Annotated in this window: 16 protein-coding genes and 1 rRNA gene; 1 reads left to right on the top strand and 16 read right to left on the bottom strand. The window is 44.6% G+C overall.

All coding sequences use genetic code 11. The annotated features are described in order from the left end of the window. From AB1K89_RS18105 to AB1K89_RS18045, 13 genes are all read right to left on the bottom strand, one after another. Positions 1-76: ribosomal RNA gene (locus tag AB1K89_RS18105) — 16S ribosomal RNA — on the bottom strand; the annotation flags it as partial. A gap of 758 nt (positions 77-834) precedes the next feature. Next, complete coding sequence (locus AB1K89_RS18100) at positions 835-1,275, bottom strand: BrxA/BrxB family bacilliredoxin (RefSeq protein WP_413056075.1); 441 nt, start codon at positions 1,273-1,275, stop codon at positions 835-837. A gap of 101 nt (positions 1,276-1,376) precedes the next feature. After that, positions 1,377-2,438 (bottom strand): methylmalonyl Co-A mutase-associated GTPase MeaB, encoded by a 1,062-nt coding sequence (meaB, locus tag AB1K89_RS18095; protein WP_413056077.1) that lies wholly within the window; start codon positions 2,436-2,438, stop codon positions 1,377-1,379. Between the two features lie 32 nt (positions 2,439-2,470). Further along, positions 2,471-4,624, bottom strand: a complete 2,154-nt coding sequence (scpA, locus tag AB1K89_RS18090) for a methylmalonyl-CoA mutase (RefSeq protein WP_413056074.1) — start codon at positions 4,622-4,624, stop codon at positions 2,471-2,473. Continuing rightward, positions 4,621-6,294, bottom strand: a complete 1,674-nt coding sequence (locus AB1K89_RS18085) for a methylmalonyl-CoA mutase family protein (protein WP_413056073.1) — start codon at positions 6,292-6,294, stop codon at positions 4,621-4,623. The genes scpA and AB1K89_RS18085 overlap by 4 nt, the downstream gene beginning before the upstream one ends. Before the next feature lie 211 nt (positions 6,295-6,505). After that, entirely contained in the window at positions 6,506-7,816 is a 1,311-nt protein-coding gene (locus AB1K89_RS18080; protein WP_413056072.1) for a dihydrolipoamide acetyltransferase family protein, read from the bottom strand. Between the two features lie 20 nt (positions 7,817-7,836). Continuing rightward, positions 7,837-8,820, bottom strand: a complete 984-nt coding sequence (locus tag AB1K89_RS18075; RefSeq protein WP_413056071.1) for an alpha-ketoacid dehydrogenase subunit beta — start codon at positions 8,818-8,820, stop codon at positions 7,837-7,839. Beyond that, positions 8,820-9,827 carry a thiamine pyrophosphate-dependent dehydrogenase E1 component subunit alpha gene (locus AB1K89_RS18070; protein WP_413056070.1) on the bottom strand — a complete coding sequence of 336 codons (1,008 nt, stop codon included), beginning with the start codon at positions 9,825-9,827 and terminating at the stop codon, positions 8,820-8,822. The genes AB1K89_RS18075 and AB1K89_RS18070 overlap by 1 nt, the downstream gene beginning before the upstream one ends. Positions 9,828-9,905: 78 nt before the next feature. Continuing rightward, positions 9,906-11,333: a dihydrolipoyl dehydrogenase gene (gene lpdA / locus AB1K89_RS18065; protein ID WP_413056069.1), complete on the bottom strand. Its 1,428-nt coding sequence runs from the start codon at positions 11,331-11,333 to the stop codon at positions 9,906-9,908. Between the two features lie 30 nt (positions 11,334-11,363). Beyond that, entirely contained in the window at positions 11,364-12,446 is a 1,083-nt protein-coding gene (buk, locus tag AB1K89_RS18060) for a butyrate kinase (RefSeq protein WP_413056068.1), read from the bottom strand. A gap of 45 nt (positions 12,447-12,491) precedes the next feature. Beyond that, positions 12,492-13,589: a Leu/Phe/Val dehydrogenase gene (locus AB1K89_RS18055; protein WP_413056067.1), complete on the bottom strand. Its 1,098-nt coding sequence runs from the start codon at positions 13,587-13,589 to the stop codon at positions 12,492-12,494. Between the two features lie 30 nt (positions 13,590-13,619). Beyond that, entirely contained in the window at positions 13,620-14,528 is a 909-nt protein-coding gene (yqiS, locus tag AB1K89_RS18050) for a phosphate butyryltransferase (RefSeq protein ID WP_413056066.1), read from the bottom strand. Positions 14,529-14,542: 14 nt separating this feature from the next. After that, on the bottom strand, positions 14,543-16,576 hold the full coding sequence (locus AB1K89_RS18045; RefSeq protein ID WP_413056065.1) for a sigma 54-interacting transcriptional regulator: 2,034 nt from the start codon (positions 16,574-16,576) through the stop codon (positions 14,543-14,545). Between the two features lie 126 nt (positions 16,577-16,702). On the opposite strand from AB1K89_RS18045, the gene AB1K89_RS18040 reads away from it, so the two are divergent. Continuing rightward, positions 16,703-16,933, top strand: a complete 231-nt coding sequence (locus AB1K89_RS18040; protein WP_252502991.1) for a DUF2627 domain-containing protein — start codon at positions 16,703-16,705, stop codon at positions 16,931-16,933. Positions 16,934-16,988: 55 nt separating this feature from the next. On the opposite strand, the gene AB1K89_RS18035 is transcribed toward AB1K89_RS18040, so the two are convergent. From AB1K89_RS18035 to spo0A, 3 genes are all read right to left on the bottom strand, one after another. Beyond that, positions 16,989-17,705: a glycerophosphodiester phosphodiesterase gene (locus AB1K89_RS18035; RefSeq protein ID WP_413056076.1), complete on the bottom strand. Its 717-nt coding sequence runs from the start codon at positions 17,703-17,705 to the stop codon at positions 16,989-16,991. Beyond that, positions 17,689-19,275 carry a flagellar assembly protein A gene (locus tag AB1K89_RS18030; protein ID WP_413056064.1) on the bottom strand — a complete coding sequence of 529 codons (1,587 nt, stop codon included), beginning with the start codon at positions 19,273-19,275 and terminating at the stop codon, positions 17,689-17,691. The genes AB1K89_RS18035 and AB1K89_RS18030 overlap by 17 nt, the downstream gene beginning before the upstream one ends. A gap of 337 nt (positions 19,276-19,612) precedes the next feature. Continuing rightward, the gene (gene spo0A / locus AB1K89_RS18025; RefSeq protein ID WP_413056063.1) at positions 19,613-20,401 is read right to left on the bottom strand and encodes a sporulation transcription factor Spo0A; all 789 of its coding nucleotides are present in this window, start codon (positions 20,399-20,401) and stop codon (positions 19,613-19,615) included. Positions 20,402-20,669 lie beyond the last annotated feature (268 nt).

The following is a 20,669-nucleotide window of genomic DNA, read 5'->3' as shown; positions in this document are numbered from 1 at the left end:
CATCAATTCGCTCGACTTGCATGTATTAGGCACGCCGCCAGCGTTCGTCCTGAGCCAGGATCAAACTCTCCATAATACCGGCCGGCGATACGCAGCGCATTACGTTGTCAGCTTTAGTCGTTCGGTCGGTCACGTACCGAAGTACGCTCCCTTCCTCTCTCCTTCGCTTCCTAGCACTGCACTACGTCTCCCCAGCCGGAAGATCCGCTATATAATAGAAGGATCAAAGAGAAACTTGAATAGCTCGAGTTTCTTGCTGGCATCATTTAAGATGTCAATTTTGAATCCGAAGATTCGTTTTGTCTTTTCACCGACGGGGTCGGCTACGAGACTTTATTTGTTGACGTTTTGCTGTTCAGTTTTCAAGGTTCATTTGATTCATTGTTCGTCGCCTCGCTCAGAAGCAACTTTTATATAATACCATCTTGGCAACTTCATTGTCAATAACTTTTTTCGAAGAACTCATTCAGTCGTTATTCGGAAGTTAGTTGCTTACCAGAAGTGCAGGTTACCTACTATATCAGCTTGTCTATTTGATTGCAATACCTATTTAAGAAGACATTTTCTTTTGACATCTTGTCTAATTAATAAGGAGTACTTTTGTTGATTTCCTTTACGGAATGCTTTCCGCGGGTTTCCCCTAAGTGGCCGTATTCTACTTAAATCAACTGTATCTTCTATATAAAGGAATCATGTGTAAAATACATGACTATGTTGGAGTTATTCCCTCAAATCTTTATTCTGAAGTATATATTGAGAAAAAGGGTTGGAAATCATTTTTGATTTCCAACCCTTTTGTCTCCACTCTGAAACAGTCCTGGAAGAACTGTTTTTTTATATTTCCTCACAATATTCTTCGAATTGGCCTTGCAAATTCGTGACAACGGACATCGGATCATGACCTTCAATTTCATAGCGTCCGACTTCTGCTACGAGTTTGCCGTCCTTCAATAAGGCAAAGGATGGGGAGGATGGAAGGTGGTCTTCGCCAAATAGCATGCGTGCATAAGCCGTTGCTTCCTTGTCTTGACCGGCAAACACAGTGACGAGGTGATCAGGGCGTTTATCGTAATGGATGGCGTGTGCAGCTGCAGGGCGTGCAATTCCACCTGCGCATCCGCAAACAGAGTTCACCATGACAAGCGTCGTCCCAGGGCGTTTGAATGCGGCTTCTACTTCCTCAGGTGTTGTCAGCTGTTCATAGCCGCTAGCTTCCATTTCAGACCGTGCCTGTTTCGTAATATCTTCCATATAAAAATTAAAATCCATTGTCATTCAAATCGGCCCCTTTCAAAATATATTTTCATCATAGCAGTTGGTTGTTACACTTGCAAAAAAGCGGATTTTACATAATAAGTAGAATACTTAGTTCACAATTATTCTGTAATGTCATTCATCGGAAGGATGGCATCAACAGCACTCGCAACTGTCAACTCCCCCGTTAGCAATTGTTTTTCAAGAACAGTGACAAGCTCCTTCTTCCCATGTTGTGAATAGAAACTATCGATCAATCGGTCCCGGATCATGGAATGGAACCAGTCTTTCGTTTGGGCTTGTCTCCGTTCACGCCAGAAGCCGCTAGCCTTCATTTTCTCACGGAACGCAATAATTGTTTCCCAAACTGTATCAAAGCCGGTACGTTCTAGCGACGAGACAGTCAATGCAGTCGTTGTCCAGCCGGGTGTTGCCGGTTGAAGGAAATGGAGAAGCTGGCGATATTCCCTAACCGTCTTCTGTGCAAGCTTCAAATTATCGCCATCCGCTTTATGGATGACCATGCCATCCGCCAGTTCCATAATCCCTTTTTTCATGCCTTGCAGCTCGTCACCGGCTCCTGTCAAAACGAGCAACATGAAGAAGTCGACCATCCCTCTGACAACGGTTTCACTTTGACCGACACCGACTGTTTCAATAAGGATGATGTCATACCCTGCAGCTTCGCAAAGCAACATCGTTTCTCGGGTCTTTTTATGGACGCCTCCTAGGGTTCCGGAAGACGGCGATGGACGGATGAAGGCATTCGGATGTTTTGCGAGCGCCTCCATTCTTGTCTTATCGCCCAAAATGCTCCCGCCTGTCACCGTCGAACTCGGATCGATGGCAAGCACAGCCACCTTATGGCCTTCTTGTGCCAATTGAAGTCCGAACGCTTCTATGAATGTGCTCTTTCCCGCTCCTGGGACGCCCGTTACGCCGATCCTAATACTCTTCCCTGTTTTCGGCAGCAGCTTCCGCAATAACTCCTGCCCTGCCTTTTTATCATGTTCCGCCCGGCTCTCCAAAAGTGTAATCGCCTTGGAAAGATACAACCTGGATCCATTGTTGATTTCTTCATACAGCCTATCAATGTCAATCGACTTCTCTTTTCTCACAAATCGTTTTCGTTTCGGGGCAACCATACCATCATGCCGTGACTCGATGCCGCTCATGACATTCATCGCACTGTCAATCTGTGAACGTTTTTTCTTGCTCACTCCGTCACTTCCTCGTAACCGAGAGCCACATAAATATCTTCGATCACTTTCTGTGCAGCGACTGGGATGACCGTACCGGGACCGAAAATGGCTGTTGCGCCGTTTTCTTTTAAGAAATCATAATCCTGCGCAGGAATGACACCGCCCACAACGATCAGTATGTCTTCCCTTCCAATTTTCGACAGCTCATTGCGCAACGCTGGTACGAGGGTTTTATGTCCAGCGGCTAGCGAACTGACCCCGATTACATGGACATCATTTTCAGCCGCCTGCAATGCAGTCTCTTCAGGAGTTTGGAATAAAGGACCGATATCTACATCGAAACCTAAGTCCGCAAAAGAGGAAGCGATTACTTTCGCACCGCGGTCATGACCGTCCTGTCCCATTTTTGCGATGAGTATACGAGGACGTCGGCCTTCGTTTTCCAAAAACTCGTCTGTCATCTCTTTCACTTCTTCAATATCTTTTGAATTCGAGAAGTTCGAGCTGTAGACGCCGCTCACAGACCGTATAACCGCTTTATGTCTACCGGACACTTTTTCAATTGCATCAGATATTTCTCCGATTGTCGCCCTAGCTCTCGCTGCGTTCACTGATAGAGCTAGAAGATTTTCATTTCCACCGCGAGCGGCCTCAGTCAATGCTTCCAATGCTGCATTGACTTCAGCTTCATCACGCTTTACTTTCAACTGATGGATGCGGTCAATCTGTTTTTGGCGTACAACTGTATTGTCAATTTCCAATATATCGATAGGTTCTTCCTTTTCAAGTCGATATTTATTCACTCCGACTATCGTTTCTGTGCGGGAGTCGATTTTCGCTTGACGTTTGGCAGCAGCTTCTTCAATTTTCATCTTCGGCAAGCCGGTTTCAATCGCTTTTGCCATTCCGCCCAGGTCTTCGATTTCCTCGATTAGTTCCCATGCCTTTTCCATCAAATCAGCGGTTAACTTTTCAACATAATAGGAACCGCCCCATGGATCGATCGTCTTTGTCATATTCGTTTCCTCTTGAAGGAACAGTTGCGTGTTCCGTGCAATCCTTGCTGAGAAATCCGTCGGCAGCGCAATTGCTTCGTCTAGCGCATTCGTATGCAAGGACTGTGTATGCCCCATCGCTGCAGCATTTGCTTCCACCAATGTACGCATAACATTATTAAATGGATCCTGTTCGGTTAAACTCCAGCCCGATGTTTGAGAATGCGTACGCAATGCGAGTGATTTAGGGTTGGACGGGGTGAAAGACTGCATCATTTGTGCCCAAATCTTACGGGCCGCCCTCATTTTCGCGATTTCCATGAAATAATTCATGCCGACCGCCCAAAAGAACGACAGGCGAGGTGCGAATGAATCGATGTCGATTCCTGCCTTTAAGCCGGTACGAACGTATTCAAGCCCGTCCGCCAATGTATAGGCCAGCTCGATATCTGCCGTGGCCCCTGCTTCTTGCATATGATAGCCCGATATAGAAATCGAGTTGAATTTCGGCATATATTTGGATGTGTATTCAAATATATCCGCGATGATCCGCATCGACATTTCAGGGGGAAAGATGTATGTGTTCCTTACCATATATTCTTTTAATATATCGTTTTGAATCGTACCTGCAAGTTTTTCAGGAGAAACGCCTTGCTCCTCCGCCGCAATGATGTAAAAAGCCATGATCGGCAAAACGGCCCCATTCATCGTCATCGAGACAGACATCTGGTCAAGCGGTATGCCGTCAAAAAGGATTTTCATATCTTCAACGGAATCGATAGCTACCCCCGCTTTACCGACATCTCCTGTCACCCGGGGATGATCAGAATCATAGCCGCGGTGTGTCGCCAAATCGAAAGCGACAGACAGACCTTTTTGCCCCATCGCCAAATTCCTTCGATAAAATGCATTACTTTCTTCAGCAGTAGAGAAACCGGCATATTGGCGGACAGTCCAAGGGCGTGCGACGTACATCGTCGGGTATGGCCCCCTCGTATTCGGAGCGATGCCCGGCATGTCCTCCAAGTGATCTACACCTTCTATATCCTCACTCGTGTATTTTGATTTGATGGAAATTCCCTCATTTGTAAGGAAAGGTGTTTCGTTTACGGAAGGGTTTAAAGGAATGTTTATTTTATTGATATCTACCTTGTTGAAATCGGGTTTATTCATTTTTGGAGCCCTCCTTGCCACGAATTCAAGATGTTCTGCAATTTTTCAATTTTATCTTGACCGTTGAAGATCAAGCCATTAAGGCCTTTTTGCTTCCAAATAAGCAATGTTTCATCATCGATTTTTCCGGCCACATCAAGCAATATCCCCGCTGGCATTTGTGTAAGTAGATTTTCCATGGCTTTCGATACAATATCTTCATGACCACAGACTATTGCGTAATCCGGTTGTTCACTATTTATCCATTCAATTGCCTGCTCAACACTATCAAACGCCGGGCTCCAACTGCTTCTAATTCCACCAGATGCCAAGAATCCAGTTACAAAATCTGCCCGCGGCTTGAAGTCTTTCAGTTTACCGAATGTCAATATGACAGTTTTTGGCTGATTTTCACTAAATGAATAGCGGATTTTTTCGAAAGGTACGGCCAAGCGGTCTACTTTATCAATGCCATTCCAATCATCAAAGTTTATCGCTGTAAGTTCTGCATATACATTTGTGCCAATGAGTGCTTTTTTGCCTGAAGACGTTTCATTTTGCAGCTTCACTAATTTCTCCTGCAACCGGCCGCTCTCATAAAACCGTTCAATACCGCCTCCGCTCTCGATTTCCAGAAACAGTTTCCAGGACATTTCGACAAGATCCTCGGTCAGTTTTTCAATAAAATAAGAGCCGCCGGCGGGATCAAGAACTTTTTCCACATGCGTTTCTTCTTTTAAGACAAGTTGCATATTCCGGCTATACCGGATTGAGCTTGCGTTTGGACCGGTCAGTATATTGTGCGGGTGAGCTTGTATACTATCGGCTCCCCCTAAAATGGCTGCGAATGTTTCATTCCCGGCACGGAGTAAGTTGACGTACGGGTCCAGCTTCGAAAAAGAACGCAAAGATGTTACTGCAAGAACAGGTATCAATGGTGCTTCATCGACACCATACGCTTGCGCGAACGCTTGCCATAACACTCGAAATGCTCTAAGTTTAGCGATCTCCATAAAAAAATGAGTGTCAATCGGAAAACGGACATAGAAGTTGTCAGCGAATGTTTGGAAGCTATCATAGCTTCCAGCAATTCGGGAAGCTTCCGCCAAAGCGATTGCTAGCTCAGTGACCGCATCTGCGCCTTCATGGTGAGCTTTCCATAAATCTGCCCCTGTAGTCCGGATGTTTTTATATCCAACCGGAATGGTCCAGTCATTCACTTGAACAATACCGGTTACAGCTTCCCGAAGTTCATGGTGTACAAAGTCAAACGCCCGTAAAATTGGATCATCATTGCTGACGTTGTAAAGGAAAACTGGATATTGTGATATGAATGAAGACAATTGCAAGAGCTGATCGTCGTTCCAGTTAAATTGGTGCAAACCGTCATAGACAATCGCTTCATTCCCCTTTTCAATCGAATCCTCCAATTGTTCCAGGAAATCAGCCTCGTCGCTGGCAATCGTCTGCTGAGCAATGACCCAACCCGCATCCCGTTTCATAAATCCGACTACCGAAGAGCTGTCTAGAGTTGCTCTTTCAAAATAGAGTGGTTGTAAATCAATGCCTTCCAATGTCTCAGTCGTCAATTTCTCGTATGGCTTCCCTTTCAGGGAATCGACGGCAAGTTTTTTCCACTGTTCAAAGTCTGTTTTTTGAAAGGCCGTTTTCTTCATTTTATCAACTGTCATTTATGTTACTCCTTTCGTTAAGCAGGATTAATTAGGTCTTCTGAGCCGTTCCATAATTATGTAAAGTGCATCAAATTATTATTTCACTAATTATTAGTTTACCTGACTTGCCAATTGTTTGAAAGCTCTAAAGGGTAAATGAATTGCTGCCTGAAATCCAAATAAGAAATGGCCGTCCCTCTTATAGATAGAGAGACGGCCTTTTGTTTCATCAATAGATCGAAGTATTATTTTCCGTAATATTTTCAAGGATTTCTTTGACACGTGCAAGGAAGCGGCCAGCCACTAATCCATCAAGTACTCGGTGGTCAAGAGATAGACAGAGGTTGACCATATCGCGCACCGCAATCATTCCGCCGTTCATGACGACAGGACGTTTAACAATGGATTCGACTTGCAGGATTGCTGCTTGTGGGTAGTTGATAATACCCATCGATTGAATGGAGCCGAATGAGCCGGTATTATTGACCGTGAATGTCCCGCCTTGCATCTCATCGGATTTCAATTTGCCCGAACGGACTTTGGATGCGAGCTCATTGATTTCTCGGCCGATCCCTTTAATCGTTTTTTCATCAGCATGTTTAATGACTGGTACATAAAGTGCATCCTCTGTAGCTACTGCAATGGAGATGTTAATGTCTTTTTTCTGTATGATCTTATCTCCAGCCCACATGGAATTCATCATTGGGAATTCCTTTAAAGCTTGTGAGACTGCCTTCACGAAGAATGCGAAATAAGTCAAATTGAAGCCTTCCTTCTGCCTGAAATCATTTTTCAAGGAGTCACGGTATTGGACAAGGTTCGTTACGTCCACTTCAATCATCGTCCATGCATGCGGTGCTTCGTGTTTTGAGCGGAGCATATTTGTGGCTATCGCACGGCGAACTCCCGTGATAGGAATTTCGATATCACCTGCAGCAGTTGGCACTGGTGCTGGTTCCGCCGCTTTAACTGCAGATGCACTTTGTGCAGGAGTCGAAACATGTTGTTCAACACTTTTCGGTGCCTGTTCGATTTGTACCATTTCTGCAGTCGGTATTTCCCCGCTGTCGATTATTCTTTGGATATCTTTCCGCGTAATGCGTCCTTCTTTCCCGGAGCCTTGAACAAGGGAAAGATCAATACTGTGTTCTTGTGCCAATCTCATTACTGCCGGTGAAAAACGTGCTGCTCCTGCTTCCCGATTAATAGGTGCAGCAGGTCTTTGGGAGCCGGCTGCTGGCATTTCATTTGCCGGTTCTTCTTTGGCAGGAACCGCTGACACAGGAGCCTCAGCGCCTCCTTCAGTTTCAATTGTACAAACGACGACTCCAACTTCTACTGTTTCGCCTTCTTGAACAATGATTTCCTTGATTGTTCCAGCGAACGAGGAAGGGATTTCGGCAGTCACTTTGTCTGTATTCACTTCAGCCAAAGGATCGTATTTATTGACAGTATCCCCCGGCTTAACGAGCCATTTTTCAATCGTTCCTTCTGTAACACTCTCTCCAAGCTTTGGCATTTCTATGTTTTCAATTGTCATGTCATTTACCTCCTTTCCGATTAAAATTCTGCAAGCTCACGTGCAGCTTTTTCAACTTTATCCGGGTTGACCATAAAGAACTTCTCCATTGTAGGTGCATATGGCATAGCTGGAATATCAGGACCCGCAAGACGTTTGATAGGTGCATCAAGTTCGAAAAGGCAGTTTTCTGCAATGATTGCAGAAACTTCACTCATAATGCTACCTTCCAAATTGTCTTCTGTGACGAGAAGCACTTTCCCTGTTTTGGAAGCTGCTTCTATGATCGCTTCCTTATCCAGCGGATAAACCGTACGCAAGTCAAGAATATGAGCGGAAATGCCATCTTCAGCCAGTCTTTCAGCCGCTTGCAAGGCGAAATGTACACATAGGCCGTAAGTGATGATTGTAATATCATCCCCTTCGCGCTTCACATCCGCTTTACCGATAGGCAGTACGTATTCTTCTTCAGGAACTTCCCCTTTAATTAAACGGTAAGCCCGTTTATGCTCAAAGAAGAGAACTGGATCGTCGTCTCTAATTGCCGCTTTCAACAAACCTTTCGCGTCATAAGGAGTCGAAGGAATGACAATTTTCAATCCTGGTGTACTTGCGAACATCGACTCGACTGATTGGGAATGGTAAAGAGCTCCGTGGATACCGCCACCGAACGGGGCACGAATAACAATTGGACAAGACCAATCGTTGTTGGAGCGATAACGAATTTTAGCAGCCTCTGAAACAATTTGGTTAACAGCGGGCATGATGAAATCCGCAAACTGCATTTCAGCGATCGGACGCATACCATACATGGCAGCACCGATTCCGACGCCTGCAATTGCAGATTCTGCAAGAGGAGTATCAAGCGCACGGTATTCGCCAAATTGATCATACAAGCCAGCCGTCGCTTTAAATACGCCGCCTTTCCTTCCAACGTCTTCTCCAAGAACGAATACATTTTCGTCTCTTTCCATCTCTTCCTTCATGGCAAGTGTAATTGCATCAATGTACGAAATGACGGCCATTATTCGCTCCCCCCTTCTTCTTTATATACGTGGCGAAGCGCATATTCAGGCTCTGCGTACGGAGCTTTTTCCGCATAGTCGGTAGCTTCGTTGACGATTGCCATGATGCGTTCTTCCATCTCTTTTTCATATGCTTCATCAATGACGCCTGCTTCTCTCAAATAAGCCGCAAACTTAGGGATCGGATCGTGTTTCCGTTCGTTTTCTAGCTCTTCCGCGTCCCGATAGAGGCGATGATCATCATCTGAGGAGTGGGCTGTAAGTCGGTAGCAGATAGTCTCAACGAGGCTCGGCCCTTCACCATTACGGGCGCGATCTGCCGCTTCTTTCACAACACGGTATACTTCAAGCGGATCTGTCCCATCAACGGTTACACCAGGCATTCCGTACCCTACAGCACGATCGGAAACATTTACACAAGCCAACTGCTTTTCAACAGGTACTGAAATGGCATATTTATTGTTTTCAACCATGATAACTGTCGGTAGTTTATGGACGCCAGCAAAGTTCATCCCTTCATGGAAATCACCTTGGTTGGACGACCCTTCTCCTAAAGTGACGAATGTGATAAAATCTTCGTTCTTCATTTTCGCTGCTAGCGCAACCCCTACTGCATGAGGAAGCTGCGTCGTAACTGGGGATGAGCCCGTCAATATCCGGTTTTTTCGTTGTCCAAAATGACCAGGCATTTGGCGACCGCCGGAATTCGGGTCTTCAGCCTTTGCAAAAGCAGAAAGCATGAGTTCCTTCGGTGTCATTCCAAAATGAAGCACAACGCCCATATCACGGTAATATGGCGCTATCCAATCCTTATCTTTATCGAGTGCAAACGCAGCTCCTGCTTGAGCCGCCTCCTGCCCTTGACATGAAATGACAAACGGAATTTTACCTGCACGATTCAAAAGCCACATACGTTCATCCAAACGTCGTGCCATAACCATCGTTTCATATATTTCCAATACATCCTCATTCGTCAATCCCAATTCTTCATGACGTGATTTAGTCATGTTTTAAACCCCCTTCTTTTTCAAGTCAAATGACCGGACCGGAGTGGAATTTCTTATATTCATTTCCGATCATTACGATTACATATGAATTGCAATACCATCCACTGATAGGGCTGCTTCACCGATCACTTCGGACAGCGATGGATGTGGATGGATTGTTGAAGCCACTTCCCACGGAGTCGCATCGAGGACCATTGCGAGTCCTGCTTCCGAAATCAAATCAGTTACATGACCGCCTATCATATGGACACCTAAAATATCATCCGATTTCTTATCGGCGATAATTTTTACGAATCCGTCGGCATTACCATTTACAAGCGCCTTGCCAATTGCGGCAAACGGAAACTTGCCTACCTTGACGTCAAACCCTTGTTCCTTAGCCTGGGCTTCCGTGAGACCGACGCTTGCGGCCTCAGGACTTGAATAGATGCATCTGGATATGTTCGTGTAATTGATCGGTTCAGTCGCGCGTCCTGCGATATGTTCTACTGCAGCTATGCCTTCATGTGAAGCTACATGAGCCAACTGAAGCCCACCAATCACATCACCAATTGCGTAAATATGGCTTTCCTTCGTCTGGAACGTCGGCCTCGTTTGAATATAACCTTTTTCGATTTGTATTTCTGTATTCTCGATGCCAATCCCTTCGACATTAGCTTGGCGTCCAACTGAAACGAGCATCTTCTCTGCGGTAAATTCCTTCATTTCGCCTGCTACTTCAGCGGAAACCGTGACAGATTTCTCTGTTTTTGTAACACTGTCGGGTGCAACTTTCGCCCCTGTCACAAAAGTAATTCCCTTTTTAGTTAGGAGCTTTTTCATTTCCTTAGATATATCTTCATCTTCCGTAGGAATGATTCGATCCGCATATTCAAGAACAGTGATTTCCACTCCAAAATCATTCAACATCGATGCCCATTCGATTCCAATGACGCCTCCGCCAACAATGATCATCGATTTCGGAAGTTCAGTCATTTTTAGAGCTCCATCCGAGGACAGAACCTGTTGTTCATCGATCTCCAAACCTGGTAACGTCCGGGGTCTCGAACCGGTAGCAATTATCAAGTTTTTCAGGATGAGCATTTCATTCTCTTCCCCGTTATTCATTTCAACAGATATTGTACCCGGCATCGGAGAAAAGATTGACGGACCCAACATGCGGCCGTATCCTTCATAGACGTCAATTTTCCCTTTTTTCATTAGTCCAATGACACCTTTGTGCAATTGTTGAACGATTTCATCTTTTCTTGCTTGGACACGTTCAAAATTCAAAGATGTGCCATTCGTATCCACGCCGAAGTGGACTGCTTCATTTTTCGCCATTTGAAAAACGGAAGCACTTTTCAATAACGCCTTGCTCGGGATGCAGCCTTTATGTAAGCAAGTCCCGCCAAGGGCATCCTTTTCCACAAGCGCAGTCTTAAGGCCTAATTGTGCAGCCCGTATAGCAGCGACGTAGCCGCCGGTACCTCCACCTAGAATTACTACATCATATTCGTTTGCCATCAGTAATCATGGCCTCCTCTTCGCTATCCATCAGGACGGATAGGTTTTTGCTTGCTCTTCCCCAATCATGACCCGTAGAGCCCCCTCCGCAAGGGCTTGCAGCTCGTCTTCACCCGGATAGGTGACTACTTTGGATATCCACCCAACCCGGTTTTTGATCATTTCCACATATTCCTTGCCGTATGCGAGGCCGCCAGTCAATATAATGGCATCGACTTTGCCTTCGAGCACGGTTGCAGCGCTTCCAATCTCTTTAGCGACTTGATAAGCCATCGCTTCATAAAGTAATGCGGCTTTCTCGTCGCCGGCTTCTATCCTTTTTTCTACAGTGACAGCGTCGTTCGTGCCTAAATAGCCGACGAGCCCGCCTTGCCCGACAAGTTTTGCCATTATTTCTTTTCTGAAATAAGTCCCTGAATAGCATAGATCGACCAACTCACCGATTGGAACCGTTCCTGCCCGTTCTGGACTGAACGGCCCGTCTCCATGCAAGCCGTTATTAACATCTATCACTTTGCCGTAACAGTGTGCCCCAACAGTTATGCCGCCTCCCATATGGGTAACGATCAATCGGAGTTCATTATAGCTTTTACCGACATGTTTCGCATATCTTCTGGCAACCGCTTTCTGGTTTAGTGCGTGGAAAATCGATTTTCTGCTAATCGGCGCAAATCCTGAAATACGGGCAATCGGTTGCATCTCATCGACAACTACCGGGTCGACGATAAAGGCAGGAATCTTTGCATCAGTAGCAATTTCATTCGCAAGGATACCGCCAAGATTGGAAGCGTGCTGACCGGAAAATCCCTTTTTCAAGTCGTTAAGCATTTCTTCATTGACGTTATATGTACCGCCCGAAATCGGTCGGAGCAATCCGCCTCTTCCACAGACAGCATCCAATTCAGTCAATTGGATGCCGCCAGCGTTTAACGAAGAGAGGATGACATTTTTTCGAAAACTATACTGATTGATGACAGAAGCGAATTGTGCAAGCTTTTCCGCTTGATGCCTCAATGTGTCTTCAAAAATAATATTTTCATTATCGTACACACCGATTTTCGTTGATGTGGATCCGGGATTGATGACTAGAATCCGGACGCTTTTCTTTTGCACAGTCCATCCCTCCTATCGGTCTGTACGTAAATTCCCTTTGTATTATTATTTTTTTCGATTAAGTACGCTTTTTTCCTTTTGCAGGAATTGGCCACGTGATTTGGCAACCCGTGCGATTCGCTCCTCTGCAAGACGATCAGCCGCAACATAGGAAGGGATGTTGTCACGCTTGGAGATTGCGAAAATCTTTTCGATCGTATCGTAAATGCCAGCAACCCGTTTCAATGCCCGTTCCCGGTTGTAGCCCGCAAGCTCATCTGCCACATTGATGACGCCGCCTGAGTTGATGACATAGTCAGGTGCGTAAACGATACCCATTTCATGTATGGTATCGCCATGCTCCGGATTTTTCAATTGATTATTCGCTGAACCTGCGATCACTTTCACTTTAAATTGAGGGATCGTTTCGTCATTGATGATTGCACCTAATGCACACGGCGCGAAAATATCCGCATCTTGCGAATAGATTTCATCCGTTTCGACAGCTGTTGCGCCGAAAGCATCAACGGCGCGTTGGACCGCTTCCTTATTAATATCGGTGACGATGAGCTTGGCGCCTTCTTCATGCAAATATTCACATAGCGTGTAAGCCACGTTACCGACACCTTGTACTGCAATCGTTCTGCCTTCAAGGGAATCACTTCCGAATGCTTCTTTAGCCGCAGCTTTCATCCCTTTGTATACACCGAACGCAGTTACAGGTGACGGGTTGCCTGATGAACCGAACTCCGCAGAAACGCCTGTTACATAATCAGTTTCCAAGTGGATCAGATCCATATCCTCTTCCGTCGTTCCAACATCTTCTGCGGTAATGTATCTTCCGTTTAATCCTTCAATGAAGCGGCCGAATGCGCGGAACATCTCATCATTTTTATCTGTTTTCGGATTTCCGATAATGACTGTCTTTCCGCCACCTAAATCAAGTCCTGCCGCGGCATTTTTATAAGTCATTCCTTTTGCTAATCGGAGTGCATCCTCGATTGCTTCCTCTTCACTCGCGTACGTCCACATGCGAGTACCTCCTAAAGCAGGTCCTAGTGTTGTATCGTGGATAGCGATAATCGCTTTCAATCCTGAAGTTTTATCTTGGCAAATAACCAGTTGTTCATAATCGTGAGTTTCCATATATTCAAAAATTTTCATGATGCGTTTCCTCCTCCGGAAAATCCGTTTTTAGTTTTTTGAAGTCTGTATGGCTAATGCCAACGAATAAAGCTTGCTTTCTGCGCTATCTGACCTCGACGTCAATACTATCGGAGCCTTGGCGCCTTGTATGATGCCGCCGACTTTCGCCTTTGCGAAATACATGAGTGATTTATATAATATATTTCCGGCTTCAATAGAAGGGACTACAAGAATATCGGCCAGTCCCGCAGTTTCACTCGTAATCCCTTTGTGCTTTGCAGATTCGATCGACACCGCATTATCCAAGGCAAGAGGACCGTCAATGATGCAATCCTTAATCTGCCCTCTTTGATTCATGACGACAAGCGATGCTGCATCGGTTGTGGGCACCATCACCGGGTTGATCGTTTCAATCGCTGCGAGCGGAGCGACAATCGGCAATTCTATACCACAAGCCCTTGCAGTGGCAACTGAATTCCGTATAATTTGCGCTTTTTCTTCTAAGTTAGGCGCAATATTCATGCCTGCATCCGTGACGAAAAGCAACCGATCATAGCCGTCCACTTCAAATGCAGCAACATGGGACAGGACTTTCCCGGTCCGCAACCCGTATTCTCCGTTCAAAACGGCTTTCAGGATGATAGCGGTCGGCAAGTTGCCTTTCATTAAAACCTGGGCATCCCCGCTTGATACGGCACGTACAGACTTTTCAGCCGCCTCTTCCTTGCTCTCGACGTGTATAAGAGTGATGTATGGATGTCCGTTCAATTCAGGAAAATGATCTTTGATTGTTAGACGTAATCGTTCTTCATCATCAAAGAGTAGAAAAGATGCGATTCCTTTCATAATTGCCATTTCCACTGCTTCAAGAACTCCCAGATCCGCGGCGCATGCGACGGACACGACGCGCGTTCCCGAAGAAGCCGTTTTTTCAACCAAAGCATCTAGTGATGACATATCAACAGCCTCCTTTAAATGAGTTTGTATTTCTCCAGTTTGTAATATAAGGAGCGCAATGATATGCCTAGACGGCTCGCTGTTAATGATTTGTTACCGTCATGTTCATCCAAAGCCTTTTCAAGCACCGTTCTTTCGTAATCATCCATTATCGAAGCCAAAGTGCTTTTTTCAGTGAGAATATCTTCGCCTGTTTTCACTTCATTCGTGAAAAGCGATCGTCTTATATCTTCTTCCTCGATAACGGCTGATCCATGCTTCATAAAGATCATCGCACGACTTAACACGTTTTCGAGTTCTCGCACGTTGCCCGGCCATTCGTATTTCTGTAACTTCGCCATAGCTTCATCTGATATTTTTTCTACGTTCATGCCAAACTCCTGATTAAGCTTCTCCAAAAGATGAAAAGCCACTTCGGGTATATCCCTTTTTCTTGTCCGTAATGGTGGAATTTGAATAGACAACCGGTTTAGCACATAATACAAATTCATATTAAAGGTGCCTTCATGAATTGCCTTCTCGAGGTTTTTAGAAGTGGCCACTATGATTCGGGCTGTTTCTGCAGAGCTTCGGCCATCCACTCGTTCCATTGAAAACTGCAAGTAATCGAGGAGTCTTGATTGGACAGATAAAGGCAAATCAGTCACTTCATCCAGAAGGAGAGTTCCTTTTCCGGCCTCTTCCAATAGCCCCGCTCTGATTGATGTACCGGTGTTCTGACTACCGCAATCTCCGAACAATTCCTTTTCAATAACGGCGGGATCAATAGCCCCGCAGTTCATTCGGATGAATTTGTTCGATTTCCTGTCACTTCCGCTATGGATTGCGTTTGCAAATAATTCTTTCCCGGAGCCCGCTTCCCCTCGTAACATGACAGGGATATCCGATTTCGAGGCGATTCGTGCCTGGTCGATTGCAAGGCCGATATCCGGAGAGCTCCCATGGATATCGTCAAATGTGCAAGTTGACTCCAATTTACGAATCGTTTGTCTGGCCCAATCCAATTCTTTCATGAGACTTCTCATTTCAGTAATATCATGGATGACTCCGATGCTGCCCTTTATTTGCTGATCGACGATGATAGGAGCGACATTTACGATTACATCCCGATTGCCTTCTCCGATCCTCATACTTACCCCACGGACCGGTTTTTTCGTCTTTAACACTTTCATATGGATGCTTTCGCCTTCATTTATATCGACCGTTGCCGGTTTCCCGATTACCTCATCTTCAGATAGGCCAGTGATACGCGTATACGCCGGATTGACAAGTACGCCATTCCCCTTTTCATCAACTACCGATATTGCGTCATCACTCGAATGAATGATTGCTTCCAGCATCGTTTTCACTGACTTTAAATCCGTGATTTCCTCAGCAAGTTTGAGAACTTCCGATACATCCTTAAAAATCGCAAATGCGCCGAAGGTTTTTCCTTCTGCCGAAACGAGTGGATAACGGGAACTGACAATTTTCACCCCATTAGGCAAAATTAATTCTTCATTCATCTCAGGGTTACCGGATGTAAGCACCCTGACCAATTTGCTTTCCGGGATGACCTCAAAGATCGATTTGCCGATTACGTCAAAATCAGAAACTTCTAACATTGTGCAAGCGCTTTCATTAATAAAATCAATAATGCCCTCTTGATCGATTCCAATCATGCCTTCATCGATCGAATTGAAAATGAGCCGTTGTCTATCCATTTCCGTTTGAATTTTCCGGATGAATTGATCATTCTCATTCAAGAGACCAACGAGCAGATTCGCGACAGATCCGGGAATCAATAACGTATGCATTTGAATGCTCTTCATTAATTCATTGAAAACCGTTTTATCTCCTGTTACATCAAAAACAATCTGGACTTCATCGGTCAAGAACGGCTTCCAATCGTAGCCATGCGAGATTCCTAGCTTCTTAGCGATTACAAGTCCCGGTGCCTGTTCATCAATATCGACAATTGCCGACACATTCATGAAATTCGAGTTTAAGAGCAAGTTTAGTATTTTCGTGCCCCCAGAGCCCGCTCCAACAATGAGTACATTTTGCAAGGATATTCATTCTCCTTTTAGCACCATGCAATCTTTTGCAAATCTATAATCATCATACACGATTGCTCTGTTCTTGACAATAATTGTTGAGCAGGTAAAATTAAATTTGGTAAGGAGATTGATATTATGGCTCGTATGGCGGCATTCATTGTACTTTTGATTCCCATTCTTATCACGGCTGGCGGCATTAAGCTCATGCGTGATTCGCTTTTTGGAATCCAATTTAATCCATTCCCTTTCATCTGGCTTCAATTCACGGTCGGCTTCCTCATGTTCGGTGCAGGTCTCGCATTCTTTGCAGGGTTCCTTCTGCGTCGTGATCGCCGGAAAGGACGGGTACAAGAGCGTTTCAAGTAGTAATTCTATTGAAATAAAAAGGACATTGGCCGATTTTTGCCAATGTCCTTTTCTTCTATTTTTTGAACCTGCCAGGGTAGTCAGTTATCCAACCATCTATGTACGAAGGTGGTTGAGAAGCGATTGCCTCCTTGCCGGTCACGCCATAGACTCTTAATTTCTTTCCAGTTGCAATAAGCGCTCCAATATATGGCTCTTTCAGTAGACGTTTATGAAAGTTGAATCCATCCACGTAATGATAGTTCTCCAAGCAGTCCCATTCCGTCGTCTTTCTTTTTACAAGTAAAGCCGTTTCGAGTGCTTGTTCCATAGTCTTTGCCTTTTCAAGGATTTCTGGATCAAATGATGAAATATGGACATTATCCAACATGATAGCCATATCGATAATCTTCTTTAAAAATTCCGGTCTTTCGGAGACTGTCTCTTTCAACTCGATGTTCAAAGCTAAGTGATTTAATTCACAAAATGAAACGACTTCCCGCAATGTCGGGATACGATGCCCGATAAAGCGCCTGAAATACTTCCTTCCAACATTTATGTTTTCCAATTCACTCGAATGTAGAGAAGAAATCCGCTTCCGTATTCCGGAAATTCTATAAAGGTCCACGTCATGAACAACTACGGGCACTCCGTCCGCTGTCAATTGAATATCCAGTTCGATGCCGTCCGCCCTTTGCCTTACCGCTTCCTTGAACGCACTCATCGTATTTTCGAAACAGATGCCCGAAGCGCCTCTATGCGCGAACACTGTCGGTTTAGACATTAAGGACATTATCGACAACTTCAAATACACCTTTCGTCGTTTTATTTAACTGGCTCGACTTTGCACCGATCTGTATGATGACACCGGGATAAGCTTCACGCGTAATTTCAATTTGCGGGGGTGTAGCCGTTTTTATCTTATAGAGTCCTGCCTGGATTTCACGGTCGAGTTCAAACATCATATCTCTGCTCGCCCTCAGTGTCTTTTTCAGTTTTTCATATGCTTCCGCTTGTTCTCCACGCAATTGATGTGAGTGGGCACCTTCGATCATCGACAATTGTGATTCGAGGTTTCCTGCTGTTTTTTGCAACTCTTTCAATTCCAAAGCCATTTGCTGAATCTCTTGATAAATCAAATCCTTATCGATTCCTTTCGCTTGTAAATGAGTCGTTCTTTCATGTGCATTACCAGCGAATCCGCATTCAATTCTGAAAAGCGCTTCGATGCGTCCGCCAATAATCTTTCCTCTGTTTTTATCTACGGCAACCGTTTCACCGACTACGTCAGAGCCCAATATGTACAAGCCTACATGAATGTTTTTAGCAAAGAGCTTGCAATTGTTTGCATGTTTAATGAATATATCACCACTAGCTTCTATGAGTGAAATGTCCCCTCCGAAAACTCCGCCTTTAATATACAAATCACCTTCGGATGAACAGATCTCCTTTGCATTTGTGACGCCTTCGTTCCCTTCGATTGAAATATCTCCAGTTGCATTCACAGAGTACCCCGCCATGACCGTTCCATGCACTGTCACCGCACCGTCAAATGTGATGGAACCTGTTTCAGGCCCAACATCCCCGTTGATGATTAAATGCTTTCCAACACTGACAAGATCATCTATGAATTCAAGCGCACCTCCGAACAGGGCGCGGAGCACGACTTTACCTTGTTCTTCGACTTCAACGACGGATTTCCGGTCATATTGAAGCTTCTCATCGCTGCCGCGCATGGCGACAACAACGCCCCCGAAGATATCCTTTCCAGGAATCCCATCCGTGGGTGGTATTTTCTCACCTAACCAATCACCTTCTGCCACATGTGTGACGAAATTCATTTCATAGTAATCCGCCAAGCCGTCTTCGCGGATTATTGGCTTTTTCTCCGGCTTTTTTATATATGTAATTTGGGCGTCCACGCCCTTCTCTGGCTCCCGCCCTAACGCCGCTATGACGGGACGTCCCGGGAACAGATCTGTTTCAGTTAACTCAATTATGCCGAACACGATACCATGGTCGTCCAGTGATTTTCTCACAAGTTGAAGCAATCGATGTTTTTCCGATTGGAATTCGGTTATTGTCATATTGATAATAATTTCGGCTTTCATCTTGTCAGGAGAAACGATCACTTCGATAAGCGGTAAGAAATAACCGATTTTATGTCCGGTTCCAACTTCCGTAAGGCCTTTTCTCAAAGCTGGAAAAGAGGAAATCTTGACTCTTGGGTTTTGATTTGTAATCATATCAAACGATTTTAAAGGAAAACCGACTTTTTTCAAGTCAAGCATTACATCTTCCCCTGCAACGTATAGATCAAAAAATACATTTTCAACAAGCAATTCAACACCTCGTTTATGCATTAACTCCCCTCCTTATTATAAAGTTTAAATAATATTTCCACAATGAGTTATTTCGAACAAGTGAGAAATACTATGTCGAATGATGAATGGGCTTTTCCTCTACTGTATAATCTAATAATATCTTCTTCATCCATCCTCTTTTTCATTTATTTACCTCAACTATTGCCCATCAAGCGACGTACAGACGAAGTTTTTCAGAAAAAGTTTCAAACTGTTTTTAAACGTAAAAAACCAATGAATGCAACTATTCATCGGCTTTTTGAGTATGAGTTTATAGGCTTTGAAATTGAAGTGTGTATGAATGCCAGAGATCTGTTGGTTTACGAACACTTTAAGCTTAGCTTGCTACGTGCTCCAAACGGATCTTATCTGCAATCATGGCGATGAATTCTGAATTCGTCGGCTTACTTTTCAAATGGTGGACTGTGTAGCCAAATGTTTTGGAAATGACGTCATAATTCCCACGGTTCCAAGCAACTTCAATAGCATGCCTGATAGCCCTCTCGACACGGGATGGGGTTGTTTTATATTTCTCTGCAATATCCGGATAAAGAACCTTCGTGACAGAACCGAGGAGATCGACATCCGTATAGACCATTTGGATGGCCTCTCTTAAGAATGCATAACCTTTAATATGGGCGGGAACACCAATTTCTTTAATAATCGACGTAATGGTAGTGTCAAGCGCTCTTTGTGACATCGTTGCATCCGCTTCAACCGGCTTTTGAACAACCGGTTTCGACTGCTTTTGCGTCCCTGAAATTTGAAAGATTTGTGATATCAGTCGGTCAAATTCAAAAGGTTTCAGCATGAAATAGGAAGCACCCAATCCCCCCGCCTGTGCCATTACGTCCTCTTGCCCGAATGCCGTCAACATGATAATATGCATATCGGATAATGCCGGATCCTTTTTTATCGTATCCAATACCGCAATCCCATCCAAATGTGGCATGATAATGTCCAATAGCAGCAAATCGGGTTTATTCTCCTGTAGCATCGATAGACAGACTTTGCCGTTATGCGCTGTCCAAATTACTTCCAGTTCAGGATGTTGCTCAAAATATGCATCCATCGTGTTCACCAGTTCTTTATTGTCGTCCGCAATTGCAATCCTTACTTTCCCCATCCCATTTTCCCCCTACTCGTTTTTCATCCATGAAATGATTACCATAGATATATTATTCGCATGAAAACGAACTGCTGTAAAGGAAAAATTCGACAAACAATTAAACAATCCTCTACTTTTCTGAAAAATGAAGCTAATGTACCACTGTTTCGTCATTATTCGACGTAATTCAATAAAAAAAACCGATCCATATTGGCACTGACATAAGAAATTGAGACAAATAAAAACACCTTACGTTGAAAAACGGGTATTGACCCTTAATACAACA

The sequence above is a fragment of the Sporosarcina pasadenensis genome (genome assembly GCF_047228845.1).
Classification (GTDB): Bacteria; Bacillota; Bacilli; order Bacillales_A; family Planococcaceae; genus Sporosarcina.
This window is presented reverse-complemented; position numbering and strand designations above follow the sequence as displayed.